Annotated in this window: 18 protein-coding genes; 11 read left to right on the forward strand and 7 right to left on the reverse strand. The window is 40.2% G+C overall.

The window, feature by feature from the left end:
- Nucleotides 1-88: 88 nt before the first annotated feature.
- Entirely contained in the window at nt 89-1,231 is a 1,143-nt protein-coding gene (locus tag AC4IFT_RS16745) for a hypothetical protein (protein ID WP_490751994.1), read from the reverse strand.
- A gap of 107 nt (nt 1,232-1,338) precedes the next feature.
- Here AC4IFT_RS16745 and btuC point away from each other — a divergent pair, with 107 nt between their 5' ends.
- The 11 genes from btuC (at nt 1,339) to lplA (ending at nt 12,325) form a co-directional block, all read left to right on the forward strand.
- Nucleotides 1,339-2,340, forward strand: coding sequence for a vitamin B12 ABC transporter permease BtuC (gene btuC / locus AC4IFT_RS16750; protein ID WP_490751996.1), 1,002 nt, complete (start codon nt 1,339-1,341; stop codon nt 2,338-2,340).
- Nucleotides 2,341-2,345: 5 nt separating this feature from the next.
- Nucleotides 2,346-3,113 (forward strand): vitamin B12 ABC transporter ATP-binding protein BtuD, encoded by a 768-nt coding sequence (gene btuD, locus AC4IFT_RS16755; protein ID WP_490736167.1) that lies wholly within the window; start codon nt 2,346-2,348, stop codon nt 3,111-3,113.
- A gap of 128 nt (nt 3,114-3,241) precedes the next feature.
- Nucleotides 3,242-4,387, forward strand: coding sequence for a UDP-4-amino-4-deoxy-L-arabinose aminotransferase (gene arnB / locus AC4IFT_RS16760; protein WP_490751997.1), 1,146 nt, complete (start codon nt 3,242-3,244; stop codon nt 4,385-4,387).
- Nucleotides 4,387-5,379: an undecaprenyl-phosphate 4-deoxy-4-formamido-L-arabinose transferase gene (arnC, locus tag AC4IFT_RS16765; RefSeq protein ID WP_206084017.1), complete on the forward strand. Its 993-nt coding sequence runs from the start codon at nt 4,387-4,389 to the stop codon at nt 5,377-5,379. The genes arnB and arnC overlap by 1 nt, the downstream gene beginning before the upstream one ends.
- Nucleotides 5,379-7,364, forward strand: coding sequence for a bifunctional UDP-4-amino-4-deoxy-L-arabinose formyltransferase/UDP-glucuronic acid oxidase ArnA (gene arnA, locus AC4IFT_RS16770; RefSeq protein WP_490736171.1), 1,986 nt, complete (start codon nt 5,379-5,381; stop codon nt 7,362-7,364). The genes arnC and arnA overlap by 1 nt, the downstream gene beginning before the upstream one ends.
- Nucleotides 7,364-8,257, forward strand: a complete 894-nt coding sequence (arnD, locus tag AC4IFT_RS16775) for a 4-deoxy-4-formamido-L-arabinose-phosphoundecaprenol deformylase (RefSeq protein ID WP_490736173.1) — start codon at nt 7,364-7,366, stop codon at nt 8,255-8,257. Before arnA ends, arnD begins: the two co-directional genes overlap by 1 nt.
- A 7-nt stretch (nt 8,258-8,264) precedes the next feature.
- The gene (arnT, locus tag AC4IFT_RS16780) at nt 8,265-9,923 is read left to right on the forward strand and encodes a lipid IV(A) 4-amino-4-deoxy-L-arabinosyltransferase (RefSeq protein WP_490736175.1); all 1,659 of its coding nucleotides are present in this window, start codon (nt 8,265-8,267) and stop codon (nt 9,921-9,923) included.
- Nucleotides 9,920-10,267, forward strand: a complete 348-nt coding sequence (arnE, locus tag AC4IFT_RS16785) for a 4-amino-4-deoxy-L-arabinose-phosphoundecaprenol flippase subunit ArnE (RefSeq protein WP_490736177.1) — start codon at nt 9,920-9,922, stop codon at nt 10,265-10,267. Before arnT ends, arnE begins: the two co-directional genes overlap by 4 nt.
- A complete protein-coding gene (arnF, locus tag AC4IFT_RS16790; RefSeq protein WP_490736179.1) occupies nt 10,264-10,665 on the forward strand; it encodes a 4-amino-4-deoxy-L-arabinose-phosphoundecaprenol flippase subunit ArnF in 402 nt (133 codons plus the stop codon). The genes arnE and arnF overlap by 4 nt, the downstream gene beginning before the upstream one ends.
- Before the next feature lie 91 nt (nt 10,666-10,756).
- Nucleotides 10,757-11,245: a C40 family peptidase gene (locus tag AC4IFT_RS16795; RefSeq protein WP_490736181.1), complete on the forward strand. Its 489-nt coding sequence runs from the start codon at nt 10,757-10,759 to the stop codon at nt 11,243-11,245.
- 63 nt (nt 11,246-11,308) lie between these two features.
- Nucleotides 11,309-12,325, forward strand: coding sequence for a lipoate--protein ligase (lplA, locus tag AC4IFT_RS16800; RefSeq protein WP_490736183.1), 1,017 nt, complete (start codon nt 11,309-11,311; stop codon nt 12,323-12,325).
- An 86-nt stretch (nt 12,326-12,411) separates the two neighbouring features.
- Here the strand turns inward: lplA and AC4IFT_RS16805 are convergent, their stop codons facing one another.
- The 6 genes from AC4IFT_RS16805 to AC4IFT_RS16830 form a co-directional block, all read right to left on the reverse strand.
- Complete coding sequence (locus tag AC4IFT_RS16805; protein WP_206084025.1) at nt 12,412-12,783, reverse strand: helix-turn-helix domain-containing protein; 372 nt, start codon at nt 12,781-12,783, stop codon at nt 12,412-12,414.
- Between the two features lie 607 nt (nt 12,784-13,390).
- On the reverse strand, nt 13,391-14,215 hold the full coding sequence (locus AC4IFT_RS16810) for a heme/hemin ABC transporter substrate-binding protein (RefSeq protein WP_490751999.1): 825 nt from the start codon (nt 14,213-14,215) through the stop codon (nt 13,391-13,393).
- A gap of 15 nt (nt 14,216-14,230) precedes the next feature.
- Complete coding sequence (locus tag AC4IFT_RS16815) at nt 14,231-15,280, reverse strand: hemin-degrading factor (RefSeq protein ID WP_490752001.1); 1,050 nt, start codon at nt 15,278-15,280, stop codon at nt 14,231-14,233.
- Between the two features lie 92 nt (nt 15,281-15,372).
- Nucleotides 15,373-17,523, reverse strand: a complete 2,151-nt coding sequence (locus AC4IFT_RS16820; protein WP_490736189.1) for a TonB-dependent receptor domain-containing protein — start codon at nt 17,521-17,523, stop codon at nt 15,373-15,375.
- 85 nt (nt 17,524-17,608) lie between these two features.
- Complete coding sequence (gene hemP, locus AC4IFT_RS16825) at nt 17,609-17,842, reverse strand: hemin uptake protein HemP (RefSeq protein WP_490736191.1); 234 nt, start codon at nt 17,840-17,842, stop codon at nt 17,609-17,611.
- A 231-nt stretch (nt 17,843-18,073) separates the two neighbouring features.
- Nucleotides 18,074-19,123, reverse strand: coding sequence for a 3-deoxy-7-phosphoheptulonate synthase (locus AC4IFT_RS16830; protein ID WP_490736193.1), 1,050 nt, complete (start codon nt 19,121-19,123; stop codon nt 18,074-18,076).
- Nucleotides 19,124-19,138 lie beyond the last annotated feature (15 nt).

A 19,138-nucleotide genomic window follows, 5' to 3' on the forward strand; every position in this document is an offset into this window, starting at 1 on the left:
GATGTTTTATAAATCCTTTTATAAAACATGTGGTTATAGATAAACAAAAGACCGCCTAGGCGGTCTTTTGTTTTTGCAGTAACTTAAATTATTTAAGCTGTTTATTAATTAACTTCATAAGAAGTTCATTCGCGAGATTCATATGATCAGTTTCTTGCTTAAGCAATTCTTTTTGTTGCTCTTTGTTTAATTTTTTAAACTCCATTTCTTCGACGGGTGTTCTTTTGGCTGAGCTCAATCCTCCACCAAAAGCAGTAGCAATTTGCATTGGTTCCATTCTGTTTTCTTTTGAATGTATAGCGGCTTCAACAAACAGTGGCATACAAATTTGCAAATGTAATGGTAGTTCTTGCAGACTAGGTAATCTTTTTTCCGCGTTGTTTGAGGCTATCCGTAAAATTTTACCTCGCTTGTTTAAATTCATATCTGCAACATATTTTTTTGTTGCATTTTCATGATCAATCGATTCTTTGTATGTATTTACTAGCTCATTATGTTTGTTTTTTTCTGTTGGATGCTCAGTCATTATGTCGTTTCGTAACACTTTAATCACACCAGTAAGTTCATTTTGCCTAAAACTATTATTGTTTATTAGCAGTTGATTAAAATCTGCATTGCTCGCGAGTTCGACTAAGAGATCAGGTATCTTAGATTGAACACCATTTATTCTAAAGAAACCTTCCTGTTTAATGTATTCTGGGTTACTCAGCAAAGCGAAAATAGCCTTATTCATTGTATTGAAATCTGTTTTTTTATCTTTAGGTATATCAGAGTACTGATTGATTAATTCAATATTTTTTAAGTAGATACTTTTGGCTTTGTCAGCAATTATAGTCTTTTTTTGAATGTCTAGGTTGACACTTTGAGTTTGGGGCAGAGGTGATAAGTCATCTTGAATTTTGTTTTTTTCCTGAGGCTGTGCAGTATCAAATTGTTTGGGGGGTGTATTCTCAAAGTAGTCAGGAAGTCGATTATTGATAGGTACTTGTGAGTTTGTTGCTGTATTTTTAAGATATGCGGGGTTATCTACAGTCTCAATGTTTTCAAACTTCTGTTTTAGTATGAACCTGAGTTTATGATATATAGAAATAATGGATTGAATTACTGTATTTTTGACAGTTTTTAGTGAATGAATAAAAGACCTATTTTTTATCCTTTCAGGCCATTGTTCTTTATTAGTGTGATTACTGTGTATCGGACTTGCACCAGTTTTTATTTCTAAAGAGCCCACATGTATTACTCCAAAGTTGAAAAAATGAGTGTAGATTCATTTATGTGCTATCTCTTGCATAAAAAGCTATAATCTTTTAACTCACTAATAAATAAGTTAATCTACCAATGAACCACTCTCTATTGCAGCTACAAGAACAACAAAATAAATCAGACATTCGTTTGATTGCATTCTTGCTGCTTATACTTTGTATCATTGCGATAGTGTCACTCAGCGCTGGAGAGACATGGTATTGGCCAAATCAATGGATGAATGACTCAGCACAACTGTTTGTTTGGCAAATTCGATTGCCTAGAATGCTTGCCGTTATTGTCGTCGGGGCAGGGTTGGCGGTTACTGGGGCGGTTATGCAGGCTTTATTCGAAAATCCACTGGCAGAACCCGGTCTATTGGGGATCAGCAACGGCGCTGGTGTAGCAGTCGTATTCACGGTATTAATGTCATCAGGCGTCACACATTATGGAGTGCTCAGTGCGAGTGCGATTATTGGTGCTTTGTTACTCACATCGTTATTGCTTTATTTTGCCAAACGAAAAAACCTGAATAATGCGAGTTTATTGCTCGTTGGTGTTGCTCTTGGAGTAGTGAGCGGAGCGTGTATGACGTGGATGGTATACATGAGCAGTAACCTCGATTTACGCCAACTATTATATTGGATGATGGGAAGCTTTAGTGGCGTTGATTGGCGGCAGATAGGGCTAGTCGCCGCTTGTATTCCATTTTTACTATGGGTAGCATGCCAAGGTAAAATATTAAATTACCTTTCTTTAGGTTCTCTCCAAGCTTATCAATTAGGCATATCAGTACATAAGTGGCGTATTATTCTCATTATCATTAGTGGTGTATTAATTGGTTTGAGTGTTGCTATTGCTGGGGCAATTAGCTTTATTGGTTTAGTTATCCCACATATTCTACGCTTAAGTGGCTTAACTAATAACCGTTTACTGTTACCCGCTTGCGCAATAGCGGGCGCATTAGGCCTGTTATTGGCTGATTTATTGTCGCGGTTATTAATTGCGAATGCAGAAGTTCCCATTGGTGTCATTACTGCCACATTGGGCGCACCAATGTTTATTCTGCTGCTTATTCGTCACCAGCAATGGCGGTAAACCTAATGAATACACTGATGATTATTGGTATCAAAAATATTACTTCAGAAAACCGCCTCATTAATTTTACTGAATCTGTATTTGCAGGTGAGCAAATTCATCTTTTAGGCGCCAATGGTGCAGGGAAAAGTACGTTACTTTCCGCACTAAGTGGGTATCTTCCTGTTACGGGTGAAATTTGGTTCAACGGTGAAGATATTCGCCATTGCTCTCTTACTCAGCTAGCGAAACAACGGGCTTATTTTGTTCAGCTTGCGAGTAATACACCTATTATCAAGGTGTTCCAATATCTCGAACTGTTTTTACCTTCAACACAGGCAGCGGCGGATGTTTTTGTGCAACTGTGTGATGATTTTCAATTATCACCGCTTTTGCATAAAGGGATTTATCAACTCTCTGGAGGTGAATGGCAGCGCGTCAGGGTTTGTGCTGCATTTTTACAAGTTTGGGATGATAAAGAGTTAACGGGAAAAATCATTTTATTTGATGAGCCGACCAATAATTTGGATATTATTCAACAGGCAATGTTAGATAAGTGGATTAAATATTTTTGTGATTGCCAAGGAACCGTTATAATGAGTGGGCATGACCTGAATCATTCTTATAAAAATGCATCGCGAATTTGGTTGTTAAAACAAGGTCAATTGTTTGCATCAGGAAAACCTACTGATGTGATGACAGAAAATAACTTATCTGACATTTTTAAAACCGAGATTAAGATAAGTCAGAGCACATCCTATAGACAATGGCAAATTATTAATTTTGACGATTAACCAAAAAGTTGTTTTAATCACTCGTTTTTATGCGGGATAATGCAGCAATGTTCGTCGGTGTTGAGGTTCGGTTAAAGTACAATTAACTAGAATATTCTATTCACAATGAAAACTAGGCTATAAACAATATGAGCAATTTCTTACCATTTTCAAAACCAGCAATTGGTGATGAAGAGGTCAAGGCAGTTGAAAAGGTTCTGCGTTCAGGCTGGATTACAACAGGCCCACAGAATCATCAGTTAGAAGAAGATTTTTGCCAACGTTATGGCTGTAAACATGCAATTGCATTGTCCTCTGCAACCGCGGGCATGCATGTCGTTTTGATGGCTTTAGGGATTGGGCCAGGTGATGAAGTGATCACACCGTCACAAACATGGGTTTCAACCATTAATATGATTGAGTTGCTGGGGGCAACGCCGGTCATGATTGATGTTGACCGCGATACTTTGATGATCCAACCCGAAGCCGTAGAAAAAGCGTTAACGGCAAAAACAAAAGCTATCATTCCTGTTCACTATGCTGGTGCACCTTGTGACTTAGACGCATTACGTTCAATCGCACAAAAAGCAGGCGTCGCGTTAATTGAAGATGCGGCTCACGCGGTAGGTACACGCTATAAAAAGGAATGGATCGGCGAGAAAGGCACATCCATTTTCTCATTTCATGCCATTAAGAATGTGACATGCGCAGAGGGTGGTTTAGTTGCAACTGATGATGATAAACTTGCTCAGCGTGTTCGTACACTTAAATTTCATGGTTTAGGTGTTGATGCATTTGATAGACAAATGCAAGGGCGTAAACCACAGGCAGAAGTTGTTGAGCCGGGCTTTAAATATAATTTATCCGATATTCATGCTGCGATAGCGGTCGTGCAACTTTCCCGTGTGGAACAGTTGAATCAACGTCGCGCTGAATTAACCGCGCATTACCGTAAATTGTTGGAAAAATCCCCATTACAAATGCTCAAAGTTCCTGAGTATGAACATTTACATGCTAACCATTTATTTATGGTGCGCGTAGATAAAGATATTTGTGGAATTGACCGTGATACGTTCATGGAAAAATTAAAAGCTCACGATATCGGGACGGGGCTACATTTTCGAGCAGCACATACGCAAAAATATTACCGTGAAAAATACCCTAAATTAACACTGCCAGAATCGACATGGAATAGCGCGACGTTGTGTTCGTTGCCTTTATTCCCTGATATGACGAATGCAGATGTTGAGCGGGTTGTTAACGCGGTGGAAGCAGTTCTTTTGGAGTCAAAATAGTGTCACACGCAGATGAATTTGATGAGATTAAAAAAGTCTCAGTGGTAATCCCTGTCTATAATGAAGAGCAGAGCTTGCCTCAATTGCTTGAGCGTACGATTAAATCGTGCAAGCAATTAACACAAAGCTATGAATTAATTTTAGTGGATGACGGCAGCAGCGACCGTTCAGCTGCTATGTTAACTCAAGCAGCAGAAAACCCTGATAACCATGTGATTGCGATTATCCTTAACCGTAACTATGGTCAGCATTCTGCGATTATGGCTGGGTTTAATCAAGCTGATGGGGATTTAGTGATTACGCTTGATGCAGATTTACAAAACCCGCCAGAAGAAATTCCTCGCTTAGTACAAACAGCGATGCAAGGCTATGATGTTGTTGGAACGCGACGCGCTAATCGACAAGACTCTTGGTTCCGTAAGACGGCATCTAAGATGATTAATGCGATGATCACTAAGGCAACGGGTCGTTCAATGGGTGATTATGGCTGTATGTTACGTGCATACCGTCGCCATATTATTCAGGCGATGTTGCAATGCCATGAAAGAAGCACATTTATACCGATTTTAGCCAATACATTTGCTCGTAGAACCATCGAAATTGATGTGGCGCATGCGGAACGTGAATTTGGTGATTCTAAATACAGCTTTATGAAGCTGATTAATTTAATGTATGACTTACTGACCTGTTTAACGACAGCGCCACTGCGTTTGCTCAGTGTTGTTGGTAGTGTCATTGCAGCAGGCGGTTTTTTACTTGCAGTGCTATTAATTGCATTACGTTTGATTTTTGGAGCAGAGTGGGCCGCAGATGGCGTATTCACTCTGTTCGCTGTGCTATTTATGTTTATTGGTGCACAATTTGTTGCTATGGGTCTACTGGGCGAATACATCGGTCGAATTTACAATGATGTACGTGCTAGACCTCGTTATTTTATTCAAAAAGTCGTCGGTGCAGACCTTAAATCCGACAAAAATCAGGAAGAAGACTAATGAAAGCTATTGTTTTTGCCTATCATGATATTGGCTGCGTAGGGCTAAAAGCGCTTGAAAAAGCGGGTTTTGATATTCAGGCTGTATTTACACACACTGATGACCCAAATGAAAACCATTTTTACTCTTCCGTAGCACGCCTAAGCGCGGACATGGAACTTCCTGTTTTTGCTCCAGAAAACGTCAATCATCCATTATGGATTGAACGTATTCGCGAAATGAAACCTGATGTGATTTTCTCTTTCTATTACCGCGACATGCTAAGTGAAGAATTGCTGGCAATTGCACCGAAAGGGGCATTTAACCTGCATGGTTCATTATTGCCAAAATACCGTGGTCGTGCGCCAATCAATTGGGCATTATTAAACGGTGAAAGCGAAACTGGCGTAACCTTACATAAAATGGTCGCAAAAGCTGACGCTGGCGACATCGTTGCGCAAGAGAAAGTGGCAATCACTGACACTGATACTGGATTAACATTACACGCGAAAGTCCGTGAAGCAGCGGAAGTCTTATTAGATAAAACACTGCCACTGATTGAAGCGGGTAGCTACAAAACGGTTGCTCAAGACGAAAGCCAAGCGACTTATTTTGGTCGTCGTACCGCAGAAGATGGTCAAATCGACTGGAACCGTAGTGCAAAAGAAATTAACTGCCTAATTCGTGCAGTGACAGAGCCATACCCAGGTGCATTCACCTATTTAGGTGCACGTAAAATGGTTATTTGGCGCGCTCGTGTGCTAGATGATAACCAAGGCAAAACCGCGGGGACTGTTCTTTCTAATGATCCACTGCGTATTGCTTGTGGGCAAGGCGCGATTGAAGTGGTTAGCGGTCAAAGCGAAACGGGTCTTTACATGCAAGGTAACCGTCTTGCAAACGAAATGGGTATCGTAACTGATGTTCGTGTTGGTGCTAAACCAACTGCTCAGGTTAAACGTCGTACTCGCGTACTGATTTTAGGCGTGAATGGCTTCATCGGTAACCATTTAACTGAGCGCCTGTTAAAAGATGGCAACTATGATATCTATGGTATGGATATTGGCTCATCTGCAATTGAACGCTTCATTGGTAACCCACGTTTCCACTTTATTGAAGGCGACGTCAGCATTCACACCGAGTGGATTGAGTATCACATCAAAAAATGTGACGTCATTCTGCCACTGGTTGCGATTGCAACACCAATCGAATACACCCGCAACCCACTGCGTGTCTTTGAATTAGACTTCGAAGAAAACCTGAAAGTGGTTCGTTACTGCGTGAAATACAACAAACGTATTATTTTCCCATCTACCTCAGAAGTTTACGGTATGTGTGATGATAAAGAGTTTGATGAAGATGAGTCACGTCTGATTGTTGGTCCAATCAACAAACAACGCTGGATTTACTCTGTTTCTAAACAGTTACTTGACCGAGTTATTTGGGCTTACGGCGCGAAAGAAGGCCTGAAATTTACCTTGTTCCGTCCGTTTAACTGGATGGGACCACGTTTAGATAGCTTAAACTCTGCACGTATTGGTAGTTCACGTGCGATCACTCAGTTGATTTTAAACTTAGTTGAAGGTTCGCCAATCAAACTGGTTGACGGTGGTGCTCAGAAACGTTGCTTTACCGATATTAAAGACGGTATCGAAGCGCTGTTCCGCATTATCGAAAACAAAGACGGCAAATGTGATGGTCAAATCATCAACATCGGTAACCCAACGAACGAAGCAAGTATTCGTGAACTGGCAGAAATGTTGTTAGCTAGCTTTGAAAAACACCCAGAGCGTAGCAAGTTCCCTCCATTTGCAGGCTTCCGTGAAATTGAAAGCAGCAGCTACTATGGCCAAGGCTATCAAGATGTTGAGCACCGTAAACCAAGTGTTGAGAACGCGCGTCGTTTACTTGACTGGGTTCCGACTATCGACATGAAAGATACCATCGAAGAAACCTTAGATTTCTTCTTACAAGGTGCTGTTGAAGAGTTAGGTAACAAAGACTAATGAAAAAAGTTGGCTTGAGAATTGATGTGGATACCTACCAAGGTACGTTAAAAGGGGTTCCACAATTACTCAAAGTGCTTAAAGAGCACAACATTCAGGCCAGCTTTTTCTTCAGTGTAGGACCCGATAACATGGGGCGCCATTTATGGCGCCTTTTGCGTCCTAAATTTCTGTGGAAAATGCTCAGGTCTAATGCCGCATCCCTTTATGGGTTAGATATTTTATTAGCTGGTACAGCATGGCCGGGCAAAAAAATTGCTAAGGATTTAGGCTACTTGATGAAACAAACATTGGATGCAGGTCATGAAGTTGGCTTACATGCATGGGATCATCAAGGCTGGCAAGCCAAAGTGGCTAAATGGAGTGAAGCTCAACTGGCTGAGCAAGTTAAGCTCGGCGTGGATGCACTTGAATGTGCAATTGGGCAAAGGGTTACCTGCTCCGCGGTTGCTGGCTGGCGAGGTGATGAGCGTGTGTTAGAGGTTAAGCAAAAGTTTAATTTTGACTATAACAGCGATTGTCGTGGGAAATTTCCTTTCAGGCCTATTTTGCGTGATGGCTCGTTAGGGACAGTGCAAATCCCTGTGACATTACCGACATATGACGAAGTGGTTGGTACGGTTATCAGCGATGAAGCATTTAATGATTATATTCTTCAAGCAATTAAAGATGATAGCGGCGTTCCAGTCTATACTATTCACACTGAAGTGGAAGGAATGTCCAAGTCAGAACAATTTTCACAATTATTGGAACGAATTTCACAAGAAGAAATCCAATTCTGTACATTAAGCGAATTGCTACCTGACGATCTGAATTCATTACCAAAAGGGCGAGTGGTGAGAGCACCGTTCCCAGGGCGTGAAGGTTGGCTGGGTTGCCAAGAAGAGGAATAAACACGCGATGTTAAATAATCGAGCGAGCAAAGTAGGAGCCTCTCTGCTGGCTCTTTTTTTTATCCTAACTTATTTGTTGCCGTTGAACAGCCGTTTACTTTGGCAACCAGATGAAACCCGCTATGCAGAAATTAGTCGGGAAATGCTTCAACGTGGGGATTGGATTGTCCCTTACATGCTAGACGTGCGTTATTTTGAAAAACCTGTCGCAGGCTATTGGATAAATAATATTAGCCAAATGATTTTTGGTGAAACTAATTTCGCGGTTCGCTTCGGTTCTGTTTTTTGTATTCTTCTTAGTGCGTTACTTGTCTATCGCATGGCAAAAATGATGTGGCGTAATAACCACGTTGCTTATGTTGCAAGCTTAATCTACATCTCAATGTTCTTGGTCTTTTCAATCGGAACATACAGTGTACTTGACCCAATGTTATCGCTGTGGATTGCAGCAAGTATGTTTTGTTGCTTATGGGCAATGAAGGCGAGGGAGGTCAAGACAAAACTGGCAGCATGGGTTTGTTTAGGGCTAGCCTGTGGTATGGCCTTTATGACCAAAGGCTTTTTGGCTTTAGCCATTCCAGTTATTGTCATGCTACCTGTCACTCTATACCAAAAACGCTTTCTTGAGCTGATCAAATATGGCCCACTTGCCATTATTTCTGCGGTTATCATTAGTTTGCCGTGGGCGCTGGCGATAGCGAAGCAAGAGCCTGATTACTGGAATTATTTCTTTTGGGTTGAACACATTAAGCGCTTTACTGCTGATGATGCGCAACACATTGCGCCATTTTGGTACTACATTCCCATTATATTATTGGGAGCGCTTCCATGGGCTGGGTTAGTGCCAGGAGCAATCATAAAAGGCTGGAAAGAACGAAAATCAAGCCCAGATATGTTCTTCTTACTGTGTTGGTTTATTGTACCGGTCCTGTTCTTCAGTATTTCACGTGGTAAATTACCCACTTACATGCTGCCTTTTATGGCGCCACTGGCGTTACTGATGGCGAAATATGGTGTTGATTGTGTAAGAAATGGCACCATGCGAGCGCTAAAAGTAAACGGAATCATTAATGTCGTATTGGGAATTGCCGCAGTTATCGCTGTCATTGTTGTGAGCACAGTGATTAAAAAACCATTATATGAGCCCGATGAATGGTCGAAAATGGTTTTAGGCGTGGTGGCTTTCTCAATTTGGGCGATAATTGGGTATTTATGCACAGTGCTAAACGCTAAGTATTGGTTGTGGGCGGCATCATGTTCGTTAGCAATTAGCTTATGTATTGGCAGTGCTTTACCAAATAATACTATCGATTCCAAGCTACCTCAGAATTTTATTCATCAAAACCATGACTTATTAATGAACAGTAAGTATTTGATGGCAAGTAACGTAGGCGTAGCAGCGGGGTTAGCGTGGGAAACGCAAAACTCAAATATCTATCTGTATAATAGCAGTGGTGAACTTAGCTACGGTTTAGAGTACCCAGATAGCCAACATCGTATCGTTAAGCCAGACGCATTTGCAGCGTGGCTGGAGAAAGCACGCAAAGAAGGGCAGGTCACGGTAGTGTTTTTATTAGGCCGTAACGAAGAGCTTCCTGATATTCCTAAGCCAGATGAAGTGATTAAAAACTCACGTATGGCAATCGCGGTGTATCATCAACAATGATTGCACAATTATTGTTATTATTGCTCGTCAGTGTACTGACTTGTATTGGGCAAGTTGCTCAGAAACAAGCCGTGGTTAGTTGGCAAAGCGAAAAAGAAAATAAAGCAGCATCAGCCCTTAAGTGGCTGGTGTTTGCTGTTTTAATGCTTGGCCTTGGTATGTTGTTTTGGTTAAAACTGCTTGAGACCATGCCTCTGAGCATTGCTTACCCAATGTTAAGTATTAATTTTGTCCTGATCACCTTGATTGGGCAGTTTGTATACAAAGAGAAAACGGGGCTAAACCATTGGCTTGGTGTGGTTGCTATTATGATAGGGATATTACTCATGAGTATCAGCGTATGAATAAAGGCTATTTATGGGTGATTGGTAGCGCCTTATTAGTGACCGTGGCGCAGCTCAGTTTAAAGATGGGGGTGGTTGCATTACCGTCATTTTCTTTAGGTTGGCATTGGTTGCAAGTTGATTGGTTATTGGCAAATATCACTAGCTTAAGCATTATTTTTTTAGGGTTAGTGTGTTATGCCCTGTCGATGCTGTGTTGGTTGTTTGCCTTAAAGTATATTGCTCTGAATAAAGCGTATCCACTTATTAGCTTAAGCTATGTGTTTGTGTATATCTTAGCCGTTGTTTTACCTTGGTTTAATGAGCCTGCGTCATGGTTGAAAGTCGCTGGTATTGCATTTATCTTACTGGGTGTTTGGTTAATTAGTCGCCCAACTAAACTGTCTGATAAGCATTAATAGTACAATATGATGAATTGTTTGTTTTTTATTCATTAGACATTATGATATAAGTTAAATATAGCAATAAGATGAATGATTAAGGTGCTTTATGGTGATTAAAATACAACACTTGCCGTTATTACTGTGCTTGGTTTTAATTGGTTGTTCATCAACATCCGTTAAGCGTACTGCACCACCACCGCTAAAAACCCAGCTGTCAGACCCTATAATGACCATCGCTCAGTTAAAAGACCAGCTAGAACAATGGTATGGCACGCCTTATCATTATGGTGGGATGAGTCAAAGCGGCGTTGATTGCTCAGGTTTTGTTTATCGAACGTTTAATGACCGCTTTGCGATTCAACTACCTAGAACTACCGTCGACCAAACGCAACTTGGTACACGCATTGATAAAACGGACTTAATGCCTGGGGATCTGGTGTTTTTTAAAACCGGTTCTGGCGAAAATGGGCTGCATGTTGGTATTTATGATACGGACAATACCTTTATTCATGCATCAACCAGCAAAGGTGTGATCCGTTCATCCATGGATAACGTGTATTGGCGAAAAGTGTTCTGGCAAGCCAGACGCATTTAAACTCGCAATTTTCTTTAGTGATTATGCTATCTTAAGAGCAAGTTTTGTTTTTAGGATAGCTTCATGTCAACATTACGTTTACTCATTTCAGAATCTTTTGATCCTTGGTTCAACCTTGCTGTTGAAGAAACCATTTTTAGGCAAATGTCAGCCGATCAGCGTGTGATGTTTTTATGGCGTAATGCCGATACCGTGGTCATTGGCCGTGCACAAAACCCGTGGAAAGAATGCAACACTCGCCGAATGGAAGAAGACAATGTTCGTCTTGCTCGTCGTAGTAGTGGCGGTGGTGCTGTTTTTCATGACTTAGGCAATACCTGTTTTACGTTTATGGCGGGCAAGCCTGAGTACGATAAAACGGTTTCAACGCAAATCATTGTTGATGGACTTGCGAATGTGGGGATTTCCGCTGAAGTTTCAGGACGTAATGATTTAGTGCTCAACACAGAAAATGGTCCACGAAAAATTTCAGGTTCTGCTTATCGCGAAACGAAAGACCGCGGTTTTCACCATGGAACTTTGTTGATTAATGCAGACTTAAGTCGGTTAGCCAATTACCTTAACCCAGACCCTAAAAAACTGCAGGCAAAAGGGATCACCTCGGTTCGATCTCGCGTCGCAAATCTCTCTGAACTCGCCCCAAACATTAGCCACGAAATGGTCTGTGAAGGCATTATTGAAAGCTTTTTTAGCCATTTTGGCGAAACGGTTGAAGCGGAATATATCTCCCCTGAAAAACTGCCTGACTTGCCAAATTTTACGGAAACATTTGCCAAGCAAAGTAGTTGGGAATGGAACTTTGGCCAAGCGCCTGCGTTTTCTCATTATTCAGATACTCGTTTTCCATGGGGCGGGATTGAGTTCCACTTTGATATTGAAAAAGGCGTAATCACACGTTGCCAGTTTTTTACTGACAGCTTAGACCCCACACCTCTTGAGTGGTTAAGTGAGCATATGTTGGGGAAAGTGTATCAAACAGAAACGATAAGAATGTTATGTGGTCAGATGAAACAGCAATGGCCTGAGTTACAAGATCAACTCAGTGATTTAGAAAACTGGTTAGTACACGAGTTAAGTTAAAAAATGAGCCGACATTGTCGGCTCAGACATAGACTTCAAAAATACTAACAACTAAATAGGAAGGAATGATCTTGAAATGAAACTCATTAGTTATGACAACTGCATGTCATAAAACTTTTGCATTCTGGCAGCTCACCGGTTTGACGGAATTTTGCTGGGGTCGTATCAAAATGTTTTTTAAAGATACGAGTAAATGTAGCTTGTGAACTGAATCCATATTGCAGAGCAATATCAAGGATTGGTAAGTTGCCTTCACGTAATGATTTAGCAGCTTCTAACAAACGACGTTTACGGACGTATTCGCCAAGCGTGCAGCCTTTCATTTCTTTGAAAACACGCTGTAAATGCCATTTAGAATAACCACTCTTATCGGCTATTGTGTCGATTTTGATGCCTTCATTGCGTTGCAACTGGCTTTCAAGCCATTTAACGATATCGTTGACTACACTTTCTGACATGTTTACCTCCTACTCAAGTAGGCTATTGTTCATTAATAACTAATAATAACTCACGAAATTGAAGTCTATTCTTCCTTTTTTTCCGATATATCGATAGGCTAAACGTGCTTTTTTTGAATGAGAATAGCTATCGGTATGATAGCTATTGAAAAAATCAACATTTTAAACATACACCGGTGAATGTTTAAATGCGTTGATAATCAAGTTGTTACCATTTTATTTTTTGTGATTTGTACAATAGGAATTAGGTTGAAAATACTCGTTCAAATTTTTTGTTCGAACCGTTCGATTTTATTAACCAAGTAAATAATTGAAAAATTAATTGTGTATTTTTTATAACAATAGACAGGAAATTCCGAGTTAATTGTATTGGTTAAAATGACTGTAAGTATTCAAAATTTGAGATTTAATATTTAGTATCTTTTCAATACTGAAATAATTGGCTTTAATTAGGTTTAAATTTTGAAAATTAAAAAGGTAAAAGATGAATTAATTGATTATTGGCGTTATTTGCTCGAAAAAATCGAGAGGGTGTTTTGCATTTAAATTCATTAAAATCAAAAAATAACAAATTTTACTGCCAAAGATTATCCTATATGCTGAAATCTTATTCAGGTAATTTTTCTAATGCTTGACGTATCTGTGCCATCACTTTGGGTGTACTTAGGCTAAAGTGTAACATGCCTGTTTCATCCACTACCACTAATGACTTCTTTTTGCCCGCAGGTGTCATTGACATGCCGGGGAGCCGCCAAATTCCCTCGGCTCCCCCGAGAGTTTTAGCACTTTCATGGCAAACTATAATCAAGTCAGGCTGCCTTGCGATAATACTTTCAGGTGAAAGCGGTTGGTATCGTTTACTGGTCGCCATGATATTTTTAGCACCAACTGCTGTAATGAGTTTATCGGCGGTTGTATTCGCGCCAGCAGTTAAGGGTAAAACACCGCCTTTATTAATAATAAATAAGACTTTTTTATCTAGGGGAGTGGTATTGATTTGTGCCAGTTCATTTTGGAAGTTTTTGATGAGCTTTTTTCCTAGTTGGTTTCGTTCAAGGTGTTTTGCAATTAGCTTTATTTTTTCTGGAATGGCTTCTAATGTCACACCTCGGGTAATATTTATGACAGGTATACCCTTGTTTTGCAGTAACAACAAGGCTGAAGAGGGTTTTGCCTGATCGCTTGCGAATACGAGGGTAGGTTCCATTGATATTAGATGTTGATAATCAATTTTCTTAATATTCCCGATAGTTTCATATTGTTGTGGGAATAGCTGTATTAGATCTGAAGACTCACGCGCAATAATATTTTTACCAAACTTAAGGGCGAAAATAATTTCGGTTACATCATGACCCAATGAAATGATGCGCTCTTTTGATAATGAGTGACTTGATATACACAGCATTACTAACATTAGAAGCCAATATTGCATAAAATAACTCAGTGATTAAATACGAGGTAGGGAAAGCACTTGTTGCTTCCACTGAGTTTGCTCTGGCACGCCTTCTGTTCGTTGCCCATACATTTGAATGATTTGGTTTCCTTGGTTATCAAAAACCTCTAAGCTTGTGACAAAACCTTCCTGCGTTGGCTTACGGGTTACCCAGCATTCTGAAATGCCATTTTCAATAATATGCAAATTAAAATGATTGCTAGAGACATTAAGCCAATCTGTTTGTGTGCTTTCAATTTTTAATGGTGAGAGCTTATTGATAACACCAGTAAATATTTGTACACATCCCCGATTACCGACAAAAAGCATTATTTCATTTTTATCTTGATAAGCGAGCGTAAGTAATTGTGATAGTGCATTGGTAGAAACTTGCCAAGCAAGCTCATTACTTACCGCACGGAACACTTGTTGACGACTTAAGTTATGTGTTTTTAATAAAGTAAAAAACTGGTGAACATCTGACATATCGCGCCATTGTTGTTCAATTTGTTTTTTTACTTCATCACTAATTTCAATATTTGAGAATGAAGATACCGTTTCTAGCATAAATGGGGGATTATCAATAGAAGTATAATGGTCGATGATATCTTGCCATGCATTCATATCAGTATCTTCACAAGTGTATACTTTGTGTATGGCATCGCCATTTTTATCAAAGAATTGAATGCTGTGTCGCACTTCATTGCCGACTTTTTCTGTCAGCGTAAACATGGAATCCCATTGCGCAAAAAACATGCGTAAATCTAATTGCCCTGGGTTTAAGAATAGACCTGCATGGTCACTGAAACGGGGGTTATCATATCGCCCCGTTTGGATATTCACGACGTAATCATTACGAGTGATCGCTTTTGCTTGACCGATGGTGGAGAGTGCATGGAGTAATTCAGGCAAATTACCTGAGAGTCGTTTTACATTATCATGGCCAACTCTATGATATAAAAGCTCGGCTTCGGTGATGTTAAGTTGATTTGCTAAGTCCCGAGCGTGTTTATCAGGGAATTGTTTTTTTATCTGTTGATAATTTTCATAACATATTGAATCCATATTGATTTCCTTTTTCTCGGTTGTTTTTAACGGCAATTAATTGGGGTTATTTACAGTGTTAATAACCCCAACTCGACGACTCTATTATTTCGTTACCATTTATAATTCACGTTAAAATAGAAATTACGGCCTTCTTGTGGAATGCCCATAGACGAAACGTAGTTTTTATCAAACGCATTTTTAAGGGCTAAAGTACCGCTTAGCCCTTTAATAAACTGATCAGCTTGATAATTGATGTAAAAATCATGAAGGCTATAACCGGGGTATTGAATGACTTCACGGCGGTAACGGTCTAATTTCTCTACTGATTTTTGATCTGGTAATATGTAGGTATCATCCCCATCAAATTGGGTTTTAGCTGCGAATTCGCCAATCCAACCAAGATTGAACCCTGTGCTGGCTATAGGTGCATCAAAACGAGCAACCAAGTTGCTTGGACGAAGTGAAGAAAGTGAATGGTGTTTTTCATCGTCCTTTCCAATAGTGATGTTATGGGTAATATTTAGGTTAAACCAATGTGTTTTATAGTGAATAAAACTATCAATACCTTCTATGGTAGCGGAAGGGGTATTGGTGTAATAAATCTTTTCGGGTAGCCAGAAATACATAAAATCTCGGCCCACCTTCCGCTTATATATAGCATCGACAGTAATATAGTTTTTCGCTTTGGTGTGAAACAGCGTGGTACCAAACTGAAGGGAGTCCCCTGCAAAGGCAAGTTCATCAAAACTCAACTTCATACCTGTTTCAATCGTTTTATTGATTTCAGGCTTTAAGTCAGGGGAAGGGATAAAGTCCGATTGATAACCAATACCGGGAACACGAAAGTGTTGGGAATTGTTATATAACTCAGCCATGCGAGGTGTTCGGTAGCCTTCGGAATATGAAGAAAATACATTTAGCCAATGTGATGGAGTAGCGCTTACTGCGACCCGTGATGACCAATTTGTATGGCTATCTTCAGCAATCTCTTTACGTGAGGTTTTATAATAAGTAAAACGTGTTCCCGCTGAGAATGTAATGGGTAAGTGTTGCAATGTGAGGTCGTTGTTTAGCCAACCAGAACCATTTGATAGATTAGCGTTAGGGTAACTTATTGAGTATTCATTGGATTTTTGCTCTTGCTGATAATATTCAAATCCGCTTTGAATCGTGTTATTTGCCCAGTTATGCATAGGTAGCATTAAGCTATTGGTGAATTTAGTGCCATAGGTATATTGGCTTCTATTCTCTTCATGGTATTCATTTGGGGTCTTCTTAATTTTAACTAGGTCTAATTGATCTAGTGCAAGGCTTGAGTAGTATAAATCCCAGTCAGCTTGCCAATTAAGTGCATTATTTGGTGAGAAATGCTGGTTAATTAGGATGTCTCTTTTCAGGGCTCCCCTTTCATGTGGGGTATTTGGGAACATCGTTTGGTTAAAGGAAATGCTCGGTTGTTTTTGGGTTATACTGTTATTACGATATTCTCTAAGTTGTATCGCCGCTTGATATGACGGTTGAGCAAACCAGGTTGTTTTTAACATCCAGTTGTGAATTTCTTCATGAGTATCTAACCCTTGAACTTCATATGGGTTATCGAGTTGTGTTTTGCGTTGCTGATAGCTCAAAATGGTATCGAAGGCGTCAATACGACTAAATAGTGTCGCCCCTGCACGGTAACTATGATCATTTTTGTTAATGCCTGTAGCTACATGCCCGCCAAAATGTTGATCAGGTTTTAATAAATCTGACGCGTTGAGTGTTTTAATTGAAACAAGCCCCGCCAATGCTCCACCACCATGGTGAAGAGAACCACCGCCTTTATGAACAGTGACTTTTTTCACCAGAGTCGGGTCAATAAAGGTAGCATCAAACAAGCCGGAGCTAAAATCCTGCGTGACATTATCGACAGTGATTTTCACACCTCGGCTATCGTAACCTCGCATTTGCAGGCTTTGCCCATACGTACTTCCTGCGCCTGTGACGAGTATCCCTGATTGCCCTTTGAGTAAATCTAAAACGGAAGTGGCAGATTGTAATTCAGGGGCTTGGGCGTCGATAACATCAACTTGCTGAGCAACAGCAATTTTTTCATGATTAAACGGTGATTGGCTAACATGAATAATGTCGCTGGTTTCTTGTTGGGCAAGGGCGATTTGGCTAGTACTGGTCACAGCTAAAGCGGTAGCAAGCGTTGAAAAACGAAATTTGTATTTGTGTTGATTGTTAGAAATTGATGCAGGCATCAGGTTAAATAGCATAGGAAATCCTTTCCTTATGTGTAGTTTAAGCTGGCTGCCTTGATGCTATCTGGGTGGCGTGCTATAGATTGTCGGTATAACTTATTTATTTCGTTAGAATTAATTTACCTGAGCGTGTTTGCTTTAGTTGGTAAATTTCCCCACGGTGTAAAATTTCAACTTTGCCATCCTTATTAAGTAACTGCTGACTATCAACCGTGCGTGTTGTTAGTATCGCCTGAGTAGGTTTTGGTTCAATCGGTACCGAATGTCTTTCTTCACTTTTATCTAAAAAAAGGGTCTGCGATACCATTTGATTTGTCTTTTTCAATAAGGTCATAAAATTTTTCTCATGGGATTTCTAACAAGTAGCGTGTTAGCAGTGAGAATTATTATCGTTAACGGAGTGGGGGGTCAAGAATTTTTTGGATTAAATGAGGTGATAATTAAAAAATAATAGGTATTAATATCGCGATAGGTATTAATCTTGATTTTTTATTTCTTGGGGTGATGGTTTGAACTCGCTTTGATGAGTGATTAATCAAAGCGAGTGGGGAGATAGGGCGAAAAATTATTTAAAACGATGTTCCACGGCTTGAGCAAGAATTTCAATCAGTTGTTCTGTATCATCCCAACCAAGGCAAGGGTCAGTAATAGATTGACCATAAACCAAGGGTTGTTCTGGGCTGACTTTTTGTGTGCCTTCAACTAAAAAGCTTTCCGCCATCACACCGCTAATTGCGGTTGAACCATCTTTAATTTGCTCTGCAATATCACGCGCAACTTCAAGTTGGCGACGATGAATTTTTTGGCAATTACCATGGCTAAAATCAACCACTAAGTGCTCTGGCAGTTCAAATTTACGCAGTTTGTCGCACGCTGCGGCAAGGTCACCCGCACTGTAATTTGGCTGTTTACCACCACGCATAATGACATGTCCATGTGGGTTACCGCTGGTTTGGTAAATAGTCATCTGGCCATTTTTATCTGGTGATAAAAACATATGTTGTGCTTTTGCGGCTCGAATCGCGTCAATGGCAATGTTGATATTACCATCTGTCCCATTTTTAAAACCAACAGGGCAAGACAATGCGGAGGCCATTTCGCGGTGAATTTGGCTTTCAGTTGTACGCGCACCAATTGCGCCCCAGCTAATTAGGTCAGCAATATATTGACCCGTCACCATATCAAGAAATTCGGTGGCAGTGGCTAACCCTATTTGGTTAACTTCAATCAATAATTTGCGGGCAAGGCGAATACCCGTATTGACTTGGCATGAATTGTCTAAGTTTGGATCAGAGATTAAGCCTTTCCAGCCCACAACAGTGCGCGGTTTTTCAAAATAGGTGCGCATGACGATTTCTAAGCGGTCTTGATGACGCTCTTTTAGTTCATGAAGTTTCTTTGCATATTCGATGGCAGCATCAATATCATGAATAGAACATGGACCAACAATCACCAGCAAACGTGGATCTTGACCGGATAAAATCTGCTCAATACGCTTTCGTGACGCTGTCACGTTTTCGGCAACTTCTGCGGATATAGGAAATTCATCAGCGAGAGCTTGTGGCGTGATTAAACTGTCCACTCTCGCAGTACGTAACTCATCAGTTTTGTGCATTTTTGTTCTCAAAAA

Source organism: Providencia sp. UF-183, from assembly GCF_058246155.1.